At 73.1% G+C, this 12900-nt stretch carries 15 protein-coding genes; 5 read left to right on the top strand and 10 right to left on the bottom strand.

What is annotated here, in order from left to right:
- Window positions 1-62: 62 nt before the first annotated feature.
- The 3 genes from ACRYM6_RS12035 (at window position 63) to ACRYM6_RS12025 (ending at window position 3494) form a co-directional block, all read left to right on the top strand.
- Window positions 63-380 carry a hypothetical protein gene (locus tag ACRYM6_RS12035; RefSeq protein WP_432543111.1) on the top strand — a complete coding sequence of 106 codons (318 nt, stop codon included), beginning with the start codon at window positions 63-65 and terminating at the stop codon, window positions 378-380.
- Window positions 381-469: 89 nt separating this feature from the next.
- Window positions 470-2296, top strand: coding sequence for a thiamine pyrophosphate-requiring protein (locus ACRYM6_RS12030; RefSeq protein WP_432543110.1), 1827 nt, complete (start codon window positions 470-472; stop codon window positions 2294-2296).
- 58 nt (window positions 2297-2354) lie between these two features.
- Complete coding sequence (locus ACRYM6_RS12025; protein ID WP_432543109.1) at window positions 2355-3494, top strand: DUF418 domain-containing protein; 1140 nt, start codon at window positions 2355-2357, stop codon at window positions 3492-3494.
- 10 nt (window positions 3495-3504) lie between these two features.
- Here the strand turns inward: ACRYM6_RS12025 and ACRYM6_RS12020 are convergent, their stop codons facing one another.
- The 5 genes from ACRYM6_RS12020 to ACRYM6_RS12000 all read right to left on the bottom strand — a co-directional run bounded on the left by ACRYM6_RS12020 (window position 3505) and on the right by ACRYM6_RS12000 (window position 5887).
- Window positions 3505-4029 (bottom strand): DUF6328 family protein, encoded by a 525-nt coding sequence (locus ACRYM6_RS12020; RefSeq protein WP_432543108.1) that lies wholly within the window; start codon window positions 4027-4029, stop codon window positions 3505-3507.
- Window positions 4030-4033: 4 nt separating this feature from the next.
- Window positions 4034-4573 (bottom strand): DUF1697 domain-containing protein, encoded by a 540-nt coding sequence (locus tag ACRYM6_RS12015; protein WP_432543107.1) that lies wholly within the window; start codon window positions 4571-4573, stop codon window positions 4034-4036.
- Complete coding sequence (locus ACRYM6_RS12010) at window positions 4570-4752, bottom strand: hypothetical protein (RefSeq protein ID WP_432543106.1); 183 nt, start codon at window positions 4750-4752, stop codon at window positions 4570-4572. The genes ACRYM6_RS12015 and ACRYM6_RS12010 overlap by 4 nt, the downstream gene beginning before the upstream one ends.
- Window positions 4749-5327 (bottom strand): methylated-DNA--[protein]-cysteine S-methyltransferase, encoded by a 579-nt coding sequence (locus tag ACRYM6_RS12005; protein WP_432543167.1) that lies wholly within the window; start codon window positions 5325-5327, stop codon window positions 4749-4751. Before ACRYM6_RS12005 ends, ACRYM6_RS12010 begins: the two co-directional genes overlap by 4 nt.
- A 92-nt stretch (window positions 5328-5419) precedes the next feature.
- A complete protein-coding gene (locus tag ACRYM6_RS12000; protein ID WP_432543105.1) occupies window positions 5420-5887 on the bottom strand; it encodes an RNA polymerase sigma factor in 468 nt (155 codons plus the stop codon).
- 99 nt (window positions 5888-5986) lie between these two features.
- Between ACRYM6_RS12000 and ACRYM6_RS11995 the strand changes: the two genes are divergently transcribed.
- Window positions 5987-6367, top strand: a complete 381-nt coding sequence (locus ACRYM6_RS11995; RefSeq protein ID WP_432543104.1) for a VOC family protein — start codon at window positions 5987-5989, stop codon at window positions 6365-6367.
- Window positions 6368-6485: 118 nt separating this feature from the next.
- On the opposite strand, the gene ACRYM6_RS11990 is transcribed toward ACRYM6_RS11995, so the two are convergent.
- The 5 genes from ACRYM6_RS11990 to ACRYM6_RS11970 form a co-directional block, all read right to left on the bottom strand.
- Entirely contained in the window at window positions 6486-7613 is a 1128-nt protein-coding gene (locus ACRYM6_RS11990) for a Gfo/Idh/MocA family protein (RefSeq protein ID WP_432543103.1), read from the bottom strand.
- Complete coding sequence (locus ACRYM6_RS11985) at window positions 7598-8323, bottom strand: ThuA domain-containing protein (RefSeq protein ID WP_432543102.1); 726 nt, start codon at window positions 8321-8323, stop codon at window positions 7598-7600. Before ACRYM6_RS11985 ends, ACRYM6_RS11990 begins: the two co-directional genes overlap by 16 nt.
- Before the next feature lie 16 nt (window positions 8324-8339).
- Window positions 8340-9227, bottom strand: coding sequence for a carbohydrate ABC transporter permease (locus ACRYM6_RS11980; protein ID WP_432543101.1), 888 nt, complete (start codon window positions 9225-9227; stop codon window positions 8340-8342).
- Between the two features lie 3 nt (window positions 9228-9230).
- On the bottom strand, window positions 9231-10082 hold the full coding sequence (locus ACRYM6_RS11975; protein WP_432543166.1) for a carbohydrate ABC transporter permease: 852 nt from the start codon (window positions 10080-10082) through the stop codon (window positions 9231-9233).
- A gap of 74 nt (window positions 10083-10156) precedes the next feature.
- Window positions 10157-11485: an extracellular solute-binding protein gene (locus ACRYM6_RS11970; RefSeq protein WP_432543100.1), complete on the bottom strand. Its 1329-nt coding sequence runs from the start codon at window positions 11483-11485 to the stop codon at window positions 10157-10159.
- 295 nt (window positions 11486-11780) lie between these two features.
- On the opposite strand from ACRYM6_RS11970, the gene ACRYM6_RS11965 reads away from it, so the two are divergent.
- A complete protein-coding gene (locus ACRYM6_RS11965) occupies window positions 11781-12827 on the top strand; it encodes a LacI family DNA-binding transcriptional regulator (protein WP_432543165.1) in 1047 nt (348 codons plus the stop codon).
- The last annotated feature ends 73 nt before the right edge of the window (window positions 12828-12900 follow it).

Here is a 12900-nt window from a genome sequence, read left to right as displayed (position 1 = left end):
GCGCCCGGGCCCGCGCTGCCAGAGTTGGCGCAGAGCGAGAACCCGAAGCGGAGGAGGAAGCCATGATGGGCAAGGTTCTGCTGCTGGCCGCGGCCGGAGCGGGTTACGTGCTGGGCGCGCGCGCCGGACGCGAGCGCTACGACCAGATCAGCAGCTCGGTCGGCCGCCTGTGGGGCAACCCGAAGGTGCAGGCCACGGTCGGCGACCTGCAGGACAAGGCCGGGGACGTGGCCAAGCAGGCCGGCTCGGTGGCGCAGGAGAAGGTCGGCGCCGCCGCCGGTTCGGTGGCCGGTTCGGTCAAGGACAAGTTCAGCGGCGGCAGCGGCAGCGGCGACCAGCCGCTCGGTGAGCAGCACCACACCCGGATGCCCTCCGACTGACCCGGTTCCCGGGGCACGACGTTCCCGGGGGCAGTTCCCGGGTGCAGTTCCCGGGTGCACGACGACGACGTGGCGCCGACGCTGGGGGCATGAGTTCTCCCACGGTCGGTGACCACGTCGTCGCGCGTCTGGCGCAGTGGGGCGCCCGGCGCTTCTACGGCTACCCCGGTGACGGCATCGGCGGGGTGATCTCCGCGATCGGCCGGGCCGTCGAGGCCGGTGAGGCGGAGTTCGTCCAGGTCCGGCACGAGGAGACCGCCGGGTTCGCCGCCACCGCCGACGTGAAGTTCGGCGGTTCCCCGCTGGGCGTGGCCGTGGTGACCTCCGGTCCCGGCGCCGTGCACGTCCTCAACGGCCTGTACGACGCCAAGCTCGACCACGTCCCGGTGGTGGCGCTGCTGGGGCAGACCGCGACGAACGCCCTGGGGACGGGTTACTACCAGGAGCTCGACCTCGTCCGGCTGTACGGCGACGTCGCCGGGGAGTTCGTGTTCCAGGTCACCGACCCCACCCAGGTCCAGCACGCGATCGACCGCGCGGCGCGGACCGCGACCGAGCGGCGCACCGTGACGGCCGTGGTGCTGCCCAGCGACGTGCAGGACGCCGACGCCGTGACCGAGGTCCCGCACGGGCACGGTTTCACCCACACCTCCGCCGTCCCCGGCTCCCTGCCGGGGATCCCGCGCCCGGAGGCGCTGGCGCAGGCCGCCGAGGTCCTGCGCTCGGGCCGCAAGGTCGCGATCCTCGCCGGGGCCGGGGCCCTGGGCGCCACCGCGGAACTGACCGCCGTCGCCGACGCCCTCGGTGCGGGCGTCGCGAAGGCGTTGCTGGGCAAGGCGGTCCTGGACGACCGGCTCGACTGGGTGACCGGGGCCATCGGCCTGCTCGGCACCCGCCCCAGCTACGAGCTCATGCAGGGGTGCGACACCCTGCTGCTGGTCGGCACGACGATGCCGTACTCGGAGTACTACCCGGAGGCCGGTGCGGCCCGGGCCGTGCAGATCGACGTCGACGGCACCCGGTGCGGTCTGCGCTACCCCACCGAGGTCAACCTCGTGGGGGACGCGCGGCTGACCCTGCAGGCGCTGCTGCCGCTGCTCGACGGCGCCGAACCCGACCCCGGCTGGCGCCGCGACATCGCCCGGTGGAACTCCGCGTGGGACGCCTGGAGCGCCGAGCGGGTCCGGGCGCAGGCCGACCCGCTGAACCCCGAACTGGTGGTCCGCGGGCTGTCGGACCGCCTCGCCGACGACCACCAGGTCGCCGTCGACTGCGGCACCGCGACGAGCTGGTTCGCCCGCGACCTGGACCTGCGGCCCGGCATGACGGCCTCGCTGTCGGGGACCCTGCTGTCGATGGGCGGCGGGCTGCCGTACGCGCTGGCCGCCAAGCAGGCCCACCCCGACCGTCCCGTCCTGGCGCTGCTCGGCGACGGGGCGATGCAGATGAACGGCCTGTCCGAACTGGTCACGGTCGCCCAGCGGTGGCGGACGTGGGCCGACCCGCGGTTCGTGGTGCTGGTCCTGAACAACCGCGACCTGTCGTTCGTGGCGTGGGAGGCCCGCGCGATGCAGGGCGAGGTGCCGTTCGCCGCCGCGATGGACGTGCCGGACGTCCCGTACGCCGGGTGGGCCGGGCTCCTCGGCCTGGCCGGTCGGCGCGTCGACGGCCCCGAGGACCTCGACGACGTCCTCGACGAGGCCATGGCCGCGGACCGGCCGTTCGTGCTGGACGCCGTCGTCGACCCGCACGTCCCGATGATCCCGCCGCACGTCAGCCTCGACCAGGTCGTCAAGACCGCGACGTCGCAGCTGCGCGGGGACCCCGCGGCCCGCGGGATCGTCGTGGAGGGCGTGCGGGAGACGGTGGGGGCCGCGGCCCGCGCCGTGCGCCGGCACGTACACCGTCCGGAGTAGGCCCGACGTCCTCCTCCGGCCGACGCGGACGGCGCCCGGCCGGCGCCACCCTGGCCGGGTGGGACGCGACGCATCGCTCGACATCGCCCGGGGCCTGGCGATCCTGGGGACCTTCGCGACGAACGTGTGGGTGTTCACCCACCCCGACGGGCTGCTCGGCACCGCGCTGGCCCCGGTGGCCGGCGGGGTGGGGTCGGCGCTGGCCCAGGCGCTGCCGCTGGGCAAGTCGCTGGCGCTGCTCAGCCTGCTGTTCGGGGTGGGGTTGGAGCTGCAGCGCCGCTCGGCGCTGCGGCGCGGGGTGTCCTGGAACCGGGCGCACCGGGTGCGGGCGGGGGTGCTGTTCGCCGAGGCGAGCGTGCACTTCCTGCTCATCGCCGAGTTCGACGTCCTCATGGGGTACGCGGTCGCCGCGCTGCTGGCGGCCCCGGTGCTGGCCCGGCCCGACCGCAGCCGCCGCCGCGTGCTCGTCGTCCTGCTCACCGTCCACGCCGTCGCGCTGACCGCCCTGGTGGTCGCGTTGAACCGGGCCCCACTGGGCGCCGGTGCGGGCGGGGACCTGCGGACCCCGTACGCCGACGGGTCGTTCACGGACCTGGTGCTGTTCCGGCTGGACCACCTCGCGGTGTTCCGCGCCGAACCCGTGGGCCTGCTGCTGCTGTCGACGGCCTCGTTCGTCCTGGGCGCCGAACTCGTGCGGTGCGGTCTGCTGGACCCCGAACGGGTCCGGTTCCGCCGCCGCCTGATGGGTCTGGGCGTGCTCGGTCTCGTCCTGGAAGCGGTGTTCCTCGTCGCGGGCGGCGGTTTCGGGGTGCTCCTGACCCGGTACGGCTCGGCGGTGCTGGTGGCCCTGGGGGTGCTGGCCCTGGTCGTGCAGGTCCACACCCGTTCCCGGCCGCGGTGGGTGGGCCGCCGGTTCGCCGAGGTCGGCCGCACCGCCCTGTCCTGCTACGTCCTGCAGAACCTGCTGGCCTCGGCCCTGTGCTACGGCTGGGGCCTGGGGCTGGCGACGCGCTTCGGCCCGGAGCACCGGGCCGCGGTCACGGCCGTCGTGTTCGCCGTCGTCGCCGGCTGCGTGGTGGTGTTCGCGCACGCGCTGGCCCGCACCGGGCGCGCGGGGCCGCTGGAAGCGCTGAGCGCGCGCGTGCAGCGCCGGCTGCTGCCGGTCCCCGCGGCGGCGCCGCAGGACGTGCGGTCGTGACCGCCGCGCGTCAGCGGTCCTCGCCCCGCTCGGCGTCCCGGCGCCCGGCCCGGACCTGCCGCAGCGCCCGGCGCGGCAGCGCGTACCAGCAGACCGCGATGAGCGCGGCGACCCCGCCGCCGGCCACCCAGCCCCCGACGCGGCCGACGACGACGTCGACGACGAGCAGGACCCCGCCGGAGACGACGAGCCCCACCGTCGCCAGGCCCGCCTTCGTGAACCGCGAGCCGACCGCGACCAGCCGCGCCTTCGAGCGCTGCTGGAACAGGGCCCGGTGGTACCCCACGGGGGCGATGAACAGGACCAGGGCGCTCACCGCGAGCAGCAGGACGACCACGTACACGCTCTGCTGGTAGCGGTCGAGCTCCTCGAACCTCGCCTGGAACGGCAGGGTCAGCAGGAAACCCGTGAGCAGCTGCACGCCGGTCTGCACGACGCGCAGTTCCTGGAGGAGTTCGGCCCAGTTCCGGTCCAGCCGCTCGGTGGGGGTCTCGTTGCGCAGCCCGGAGTACGGGTCGTCGGGGTCGACGGCCACCGCGTCAGTCCCGTCCGGCGACGGCGAGGAGCCGGTCCACCGTGCGCAGGTTGCGGGTCGTGGTGGAGGGTTTCCACCGCGCGGCGGCGGACAGCTTCGCGAACGGGGTGTCGGTGCTCGCCCCCTTCGGGCAGCGCCAGTACAGGACGTCGTCCCCGCCCGGCTGCACCTCCTCCACCTCGTTCGGGACGTGGGCGCCGGCCAGTTCGGCCAGCCGTCCCGGCTCGGAGGTGAACACGCAGTACGGCTGCCAGTGCTCGTCGTCGCGCGCGAACGGGTACCCGGCGGCGATCTCGGCCAGCCGGGCGGGGGTGAGCACGACGACCCACGCGTCGTACCCGAAGCCCTCGCGCAGCGCGGCCTCCGCGCGGGCCCGCACGTCGGGCGCCGTCAGGTCGTCCGGGGCGTCGACCGCGACGTTGCCGCTGGCCAGCACCGACCGGACCCCGGTGAAGCCGGCCCGTTGCAGGCACGCCGACAGCGCGGCGGAGCGGATGCCGATGCCGTTGACGTTCACCCCGCGCAGCAGGACGACCCACCTCACGCGGTCTCCCGCAGGTGGAGGGCGCCGCCGGCGTCGACCACCGGGCCCGGGTCGAGGGCGATCTCCCACCGCACCCCCGCGGGGTCCTGAAGCAGTTCGAGCCGGAGGCCGTCGAGGGAGAACCGGCGGGCGACGTCGACGTCGGGGACGGCGGGGGTGAGGACGTCCAGGCGGTTCACTCCCCCACCTTGGCCCGTCGCTCCAGGGTGAGCAACAGCCGCTTGGCCTCCGGGCCACCGGCGTACTCCCCGACGCTGCCGTCGCTGCGCACGACGCGGTGGCAGGGCACGACCAGCGGGACCGGGTTGCGGGCGCAGGCGGTGCCCACGGCCCGCACGGCCCGCGGGCTGCCGGCCTCCCGCGCCACCCCGGCGTAGCTGAGGGTCGCGCCGAAACCGATGCGGCGCAGCACGTCGAGGACGGCGCGCCGGAACCCCGCGGCGAGGGCGAGGTCCACGGGGACGTCGAAACCGGTGCGATCGCCGTCGAAGTACTCCTCGAGCTCGCGCGCCGTCCGGTCCAGCCGGGCCGGTGCGCGCAGCACCCGCGGGCTGACCGCGCGCGCCAGTTCCTCCAGCGCCTCGTCGTGGCCCTGCCGCTCGAAGGCGACGCGGACCAGACCCACCTCGGTCGCGGCGAGCAGGAGGGGGCCCAGCGGGGAGTCGACGGTGCGGTAGGCGACGTCCAGGACGCCGGCCTGCGCGGCCCGCTGCTCCAGGACGGCGTGCAGGTGGGCGTGCAGCTGCTCCTCCACGGGGCTGTCGCCGGGTTCGACCGCCCAGCCGTCCGGCTCGCCGGCGTCGCAGGGGGCGGGGCGGGGGGTGCCGTCGTTCACGATGCGTCCGTTCACGATGCGTCCTTCCAGGTGCGCCGCAGGGTCGCGATGCCGTCGGCCGCCGCCCGACGGGCTGCGGCCGGGGTGCCCCCGACGAGGGCGGCGACCTCGGCGTGGGGCAGCCCGGCGAAGTGGTGGTAGGCCACGCACAGGCGTTGCTTGCCGGGCAGCGCGGCGACCGCCGCCCACAGGTCCTGGCGCCCGTCGCCGGGGTGCTCGCCGGTCGTCACCGGGGGCGGTTCGGCCACCGGGACGGGGCGGCGGGCCTGGGCGCGCAGGAGGTCCACGGCCTTGCGGTGGGCGATGGTGACGAGCCAGGCGCGCACGTCGCTGCCCGGCCGCAGCCGCGGGTAGGCGACCAGGGCCGCCAGGAACGTCTCCGACCACGCGTCCTGCGCGGCGTCCTCGCCGACGACGGCGCGGCAGACCCGCAGGACGACCCGCCCGTGCTCCTGGACGACCCGCTCGAAGGGTTCCACCGTCTCTCCCACACCCTGCCAACGTCCCGGGGGCACCGGGTGTGAGGTGCGGGCCGGGAGGTGTGGACAGACTGGCACGGCGGGCGGCAGTCTCGGGGCGTGGCTGAGCACACCGGGATCCGCTTCGGCACCGTCGCCCTGGACACCCCCGACCCCCGCGGCCTGGCCGCCTTCTACGGCGGCCTGCTGGGCTGGGAGGTAGACCCCGGCTCCGACGAGGAGTGGGTGACGCTGCGCGGGGAGGGCGGCGGGCGGCTGGACTTCCAGCTCGCCCCCGGCCACGTCGCGCCGACGTGGCCCGCCGGCGACGTCCCCCAGCAGGCGCACCTGGACCTGTACGTCGCCGACTTCGCGAGCACCGAGCCGCGGGTGCTGGCCCTGGGCGGCACGCTCGTCGAGGACGACGCGCAGCACCGGGGGTGGCGCGTCTACACCGACCCCGCCGGGCACCCGTTCTGCCTGTGCCTGGACGACGCCTGACGCCTCGCGCGGACCCCTCGCGCGGCCCGGACGACCGGGCCACCACGCGAGTGCGCGGCGCCCCCCCGGGACGGGGGACGCCGCGCACGAGCTCCGCGGACCGCGCGGGAGCGCTGTCTCAGGCGGTGAGGTCGACCGCCGTCGTGATGGCCTCGGGCCGCTCGCAGGTGGTGGTCAGCGTCACCGAGGTGTGCCCGTCCGCCGCCTGCTGCACCGACTCCATGATCTCCAGGACGTGCAGGGCGACCTCGTCGTTCGCGCGGTGCTGACGACCGGCCTCGACCGCCAGGGCGAGGTCGGCCAGGCCGTACCCGCGACCGGAGTCGACGAACCCGGCGGTGACGCCGGCGTCCGCCCAGTTCGCCGCGGGGTCGACGTCCGGGCCGGGGGCCGGCGCGGTCGCGGCGGAGAAGAGCTCCACCGTGCCCTCGAACATGTTGGGGTCCGGCACGGACAGCGAACCGCCGGTGCCGTGCACCTCGATGCGCGGCAGCCGCGCGGCCCAGGTGTCGAAGCTCATGATCAGCGTCGACAGCGCCCCCGAGGCGTGCTCGAGGATCCCGGTGATGTGGGTGTCGATCGTGACGCCGAACGACTCCCCGGCGCGCGGCCCGGAGCCGATGGTGCGCTCGGTCGAGGGCCGCGTCGAGGCGCCGACGACGCGGGTGACCGGGCCGAGCAGGTGCACCAGCGAGGTCAGGTAGTACGGCCCCATGTCCAGCAGCGGACCGCCGCCGGGCTGGTAGTAGAAGTCCGGCTGCGGGTGCCAGCGCTCGTGACCGGGCGTGGTCATGAACGCCGTCGCCGAGTGCGGGGTGCCGATCTGCCCGGCGTCCACCAGGGCGCGGGCGGTCTGGATCCCGGTGCCGAGCACGGTGTCCGGCGCGCAGCCGACCCGCAGGCCCGCTGCCGCCGCGGCCTTCACCACGTCGCGACCCTCCGCGACGGTCATGGCCAGCGGCTTCTCGCCGTACACGTGCTTGCCCGCGGCGATCGCGGCCAGCGCGACCTCGGCGTGCGTGCGCGGCAGCGTCAGGTTCAGGACGACGTCCACGTCCGGGGAGGCCAGCAGCTCGGCCAGCGACAGCACCTGCGCGCCGTGCTCGTCGGCCAGCGCCTGCGCCCGTTCGGGCACGAAGTCGCTGACGGCGGTGATCTGCAGCTGCGGCAGCCGCTTCAGCGCCGCCGAGTACTGCGCCGAGATGACCCCGGCGCCGACGACGCCGACCTTCATCGGGCTGCCCACAGCAGGCCCCTCTCCACGATCGTCTTGACGTTCTCGTTCTTCAGCGTGGCCGGGTCGTGGCCGGGGGTGGCGACGAAGATCCGCCCCTTGCCCCACTGCCGCGTCCAGATCGCCGGCGAGGTCACCGGGCGGTTCCACGGGTCCCACTCGCGCACGGCCTGGGTGGTCGTGGCCAGGACGTCGACGTAGTCGTCGGACAGCACCCAGTACTGCTCGGTGACGAGGTCGAAGTCCTCGATGCCCTCGGTGATCGGGTGCGAGGCCGCCGCCGGGGCCATGTTCACGCGGTAGGGCACGTAGTTGTCCTGCGGCCCGCCCTCGCGCTCGTCGGGGTGCTTGCCCGGGTGGCAGCCGAACTGCCCGCCGACCAGGGTCAGGTAGTCGGAGTTCGAGCGGTAGGAGTCGGCGATGCCGCCGTGCCACCCGGCGAAGCCGGTGCCGTTCTCGACGGCCGTGCGCAGCCCCTCGAACTCCTCCTTCTCGATGGTGTTCATGGTGTTGCACTGCACGATGAGGTCGACCGTGGCCAGGTACTCGGCGTCGGTGTAGACCTTCGGCGTGGCGGTCGAGGAGGGACCGAAGTCGGTCCCGAGGTCCTCGACCCGCACGGTGAAGCCGTTGGCCTCCAAGTGCGGGATGAACAGCTCGGTGGCCTCGACGGGCGAGTGCCCGTCCCAGCCCCCGCGGACGACGAGCGCCTGGCGAGTCACAGCGGAACCCTTTCGATCACTTGGAGAAACCGGCGGTGAGACCGGACAGCAGCTGCCGGCGACCGACGACGTAGAGCACGAGGATCGGCAGCGTGGTCAGGACGACCGAGGCCAGGACCGCCGGGATGTTGACGCTGTACTGCCCCTGGAAGGTCCACAGCGCCAGCGGCAGGACGCGCAGGTCGGCCCGGTCGGTGAGGATCAGCGGGAGCAGGAAGCCGTTCCAGATCTGCAGGCCCTGGTAGATCGTCACCGTGACCAGCGCGGGGCGGGTCAGCGGGAACGCCAGGCGCCACATGGTGCCCCACTCGCTGGAGCCGTCCATCCGCATGGCCTCGAACAGCTCGTTCGGGACGTCGCGGACGAAGTTGGACAGGATGAGGACGGTCAGCGGGATGGCGAAGGCGATCGAGGGCAGGATGAGCGCGCCGAGGGAGTTGTACATCCCGGCCCTGATGATGATCAGGTAGATCGGGATGATCGTCGCCTGCAGCGGGATCGCCAGGCCCATGAGGAACACGGCGTTGACGGCCCTGAGCCACCGGCCGGAGCCGCGGACGATCGCGAACGCGGCCATGAACGAGACGAGCACCGCGGGGATCGTGGCCCCGACCGTCACGATGACGGAGTTCATGAAGTAGCGCGCGAAGTCGTTCTCGAGCACCAGCTTGTAGTTGTCCAGCGTCGGGGTGGACGACGGGACCAGCGGGTTGGTGCCGAAGTAGCCGGCGGAGCTCTTGAAGCTCGTGATGACGATCCAGTAGATCGGGATCATCACGATGAGGAGCCAGAGCCAGCCGAAGGCGCCGCCGAGCCAGTTCTTGCGCTCGGTCGTGCCTCGCCGGGAGCCGGAGGAGCTGGACCCGCCGGTGCGGGCCGCGGGGGCGGCGGCTTGCGTGGCCATCGGTCAGGCCCCTTCCAGCTGGGAGTTGCGTTCCTTGCCGCCGAGGCGCTGCAGCACCTGGGCCAGGATCAGGCCGACGACGACGAGGATCACGGCGATGGCCGAGGCCAGGCCCATCTGGTTGGCCCGGAAACCGGTCAGGTACATGTCCAGGGCGAGCGCGCGGGTCGCGTCGTTCGGCCCGCCGCCGGTGAGGACGAAGATGAGGTCGAACGTGGTGAGCGACCCCACGATCATGAGGGTGGAGGACGTGATCATCGTGTTCTTCAGCTGCGGCAGCGTGATGGAGAAGAACTGCCGCACGCGCCCGGCGCCGTCGATCTGCGCGGCCTCGTACATGGAGGCCGGGATCTGGCGGATCGCGCCTTGGTAGATGAGCGAGTGGAACGGGATCCACTGCCAGGCGATGATGAAGATCACGACGCCCATCGCCAGCGCCTCACGGCCCAGCCAGTCCTGGGTGAGGATCGCCAGGTTCAGGCCCGGGCCCAGCCCGAAGTTCGGGTCGAGCAGCGCCTTGTAGGCGATGGAGACCGCCGCGGCCGACAGCAGCAGCGGCAGGAAGAACAGGACCGCCAGGAACCCCCGGTACTTCTGGTGACCGGAGATGAAGACGCCCAGCAGGATCGACAGCGGCGTCTGGGCGATCCACGACAGCACGATCACCAGGAAGGTGACCCACAGCGCGTGCGGGAGCCCGGGGTCCGTGAGCACGGCCTTCCAGCTCGTCAGGCCGGTGAAGGAGATGGCCCCGATGCCGTCCCAGGAGGTGAAGCTGAGGACGAACACCCCGATCAGCGGGACGACGGCGAACGCGACGAAGATCAGCAGCGCCGGCAGCACCAGCCAGCCCAGTCGGCCCGTGGACGTGTGGGCCGCCGACGAGACCTTCGCCGGGACGGGGCTGGGGGCCGTGCTCACGGACGTGCTCACGAGCCGATCGCCGCGTTCATGTTGGCGGCGAACTCCTGCGGGGTGATCGCGAGGCCGAAGAGCTTCTCGATGTTGTCCAGCAGGGTCTCGGCCTCGGTCGGGGACAGCGCCTGGTCCCAGGACTGCGCGAAGGACGGCGCGTTGGTGGCGAGGTCGTAGGTGAACTTCAGCCACTCCTCGTCCTCCATGCCGGCGAACTTGGAGTCGATGCCCTTGACGACGGGGACCTCGCCGGCCTCGGTGATGTAGGCCTCGGCCTCCTTGTCCTGCAGCAGACCGTCCTTGAAGAAGGCCAGGGCGATGTCCTTCTGGGCCTGGGTGGCCTTGGAGGAGATCGACACGTACTGCGCCGGGTTGCCGAAGGTGTTCATCGGGTCGCCCTTGCCGCCGGTGACGGCGGGGAAGTTCATGTAGCCGAGGTTGCCGCTGGAGACGAAGTCGCCGCCGTCGGTCTTCATGCCGCCGTAGGTCCAGGTGCCGTGCAGCATCATGGCGGCCTTGTCGGTGTAGAGCAGGGCCTGGTCGGCGTTGGAGTCGGCCGTGATCGAGGCGAAGCCCTTGACGAAGCCGTCGGCCTTGACGAGGTCCTGCACCTTGGTGAGGGCGTCGATGGCGGCCGGGTCGGTCCAGGCCGGGGTGCCGTTGTAGATGGACTCGAACAGCTCGGGGCCGCCGATGCGGTCGAACAGCATCTCCAGCCACATCATGTTCGTCCAGCGCGACTGCCCGCCCAGGGAGATCGGGGCGATGCCGGCGGCGTTGAACTTCGGCACCACGGCCATGAGCTCGTCCCAGGTGGTGGGCGGCTCGGCGCCGATCTGCTGGAAGAGCTTCTTGTTGTAGAAGAAGACGAGCGGCTGCACGGTCTCGGTCGGCAGGCCGTAGACCTTGTCCTCGACCGTCCCGGCGGCGAAGGCCGCGTCGAAGAGGCGGTCCTTGACCTCGGGGTTCTCCGTCAGCCACGGGGTCAGGTCGTCGACCAGGCCCGACTCGGCGTAGTTGCGCAGCGTGCCGCCGCCCCACCCGAAGATGATGGTGGGGGCCTGGCCGGCGCCGATCGCGGTCTTGATCTTGGCCTTGTACGCGTCGTTCTGGAACGCGCTGACCTGGATCTGCTGGTCCTCGTGCGCGGAGTTCCAGTCGTCGCGGGCGGCCTGGCGGATCCCCTCCTTGGGCTGACCGGTGAGGATCCAGTCGGTGGCCCCGTCGCCCGAGCCCGATCCCGCGGGACCCGAGTCGCCGCAGGAGGCCAGGACGGTGGCGACCAGGGGGGTCGCGGTCGCCAGGGCGAGGAAGGACCGACGCGAAGCGCGGTTGTGATCCACAGTGATCTCCGTTGTGCCGAGCCGCGTCCCTGCGGCTGATCCACGTCCACGGTCCCGGCTGGGGCCGCAGCGAACGCGGTCGAAAAGCTTTCGACCGCGTCGTCTGCCCAGGACCATAAGAGGACGTCGGCGATGAGGTCAAGTCTTCCACCACGTTCCCCCGGACGGCCCTGGGAATCGTTGCAGCACAGTGACCTGTCGGACCGATCGCTCGCCGAAAACTTTCGATAGGGTGCTGGCGCGACGGGCCCGCCGGCCGTACAGTCGTCGCACGACGAGTCGAGGAGGACCCGTGCTGGAGAACGCCCCCGCTCGACCCCGGACCAGGGACCGGACCACCCTGGCCACCATCGCCGCGAGCGCCGGGGTGTCCGTGGCGACCGTGTCGAAGGTGGTCAACGGCCGCGAGGACGTCTCCCCCGAGACCCGCGCCCTCGTCGAGGAGCTGCTGGTCCAGCACGACTACTCCCCGCCGTCGGCCCGGCGGGTCACCGCGGCCAGCTGCACGGTCGAGTTCCTCATCGACGGCGACTTCTCCTCCTACGCGACGGCGGTCGTGGACGGGGTCGTGGAGGCCGCCGGCGAGGCGGACGCCTCCGTCGTGGTGGGCCTGCTGCGGGACGGGCGCTCCCAGCGCCTGACCACGCCGCCGCGCTCGTGGGCGCGGGGCCTGGCCGCGGCCGGGCGCACCGGGGTCATCGTCGTCACCGGCGAGCTCACCGGGGCCCACATCGACGCCCTGGCCTCGGTCAACCTGCCCCTGGTGGTCATCGACCCGCTGAACCTGCCGCGCCGGGAGGTCACCAGCGTCGGGTCGACGAACTTCACCGGGGGGATGAGCGCGACCAACCACCTGCTCGCCCAGGGGCACCGCGACATCGCCTGGGTGGGCGGCCCGCCCGGGTCGCAGTGCAACCAGGCCCGCCTGCACGGCTACCGCGCGGCCATGGAGTCGGCGGGGCTCACCCCGGTCGCCGAGCACGTCCTGAACGACAACTTCCAGTACGACGCGGGCCGCCGGCTCGGGATGCGGCTGCTGGCTGGCCCGGACCGGCCGACGGCGGTCGTCGGCGGCTGCGACTCGATCGCCCTGGGCGTCATGGAGGCGGCCCGCGCCCTCGGGCTGCGGGTGCCCGACGACCTGTCGGTGACGGGCTTCGACGACACCGAGCTGGCGGCGATGGCCGCTCCCCCGCTGACGACCGTGCGCCAGCCGCTGCGGGAGATGGGCCGGGTCGCGCTGCGGACGGTGCTGCGGATGGCCGGCGGCGAGCAGCTGGACTCCCACCACGTCGAGCTGGCCACCGAGCTCGTCGTCCGGGGGTCCACCGCCCCCCGCTGAGCGACCGCTCAGTTCCCCCTCCCCGACCGGTCCCGGCACCAGTAGCGTCGCGACGAGCTCCGACACGGGAAGG

This window comes from Kineococcus rugosus (assembly GCF_050871975.1).
Classification (GTDB): Bacteria; Actinomycetota; Actinomycetes; order Actinomycetales; family Kineococcaceae; genus Kineococcus.
Note: the sequence above shows the minus strand (reverse complement) of the source record. Positions and strands in the feature narration are given on the sequence as shown.

Excerpts from the sequence above, each read along its gene's own strand:
- ACRYM6_RS12030 (WP_432543110.1), top strand. The coding sequence starts at position 470 with ATGAGTTCTCCCACGGTCGGTGACCACGTCGTCGCGCGTCTGGCGCAG.
- ACRYM6_RS12035 (WP_432543111.1), top strand. The coding sequence starts at position 63 with ATGATGGGCAAGGTTCTGCTGCTGGCCGCGGCCGGAGCGGGTTACGTG.
- ACRYM6_RS11980 (WP_432543101.1), bottom strand. The coding sequence starts at position 9,227 with ATGGCCACGCAAGCCGCCGCCCCCGCGGCCCGCACCGGCGGGTCCAGC.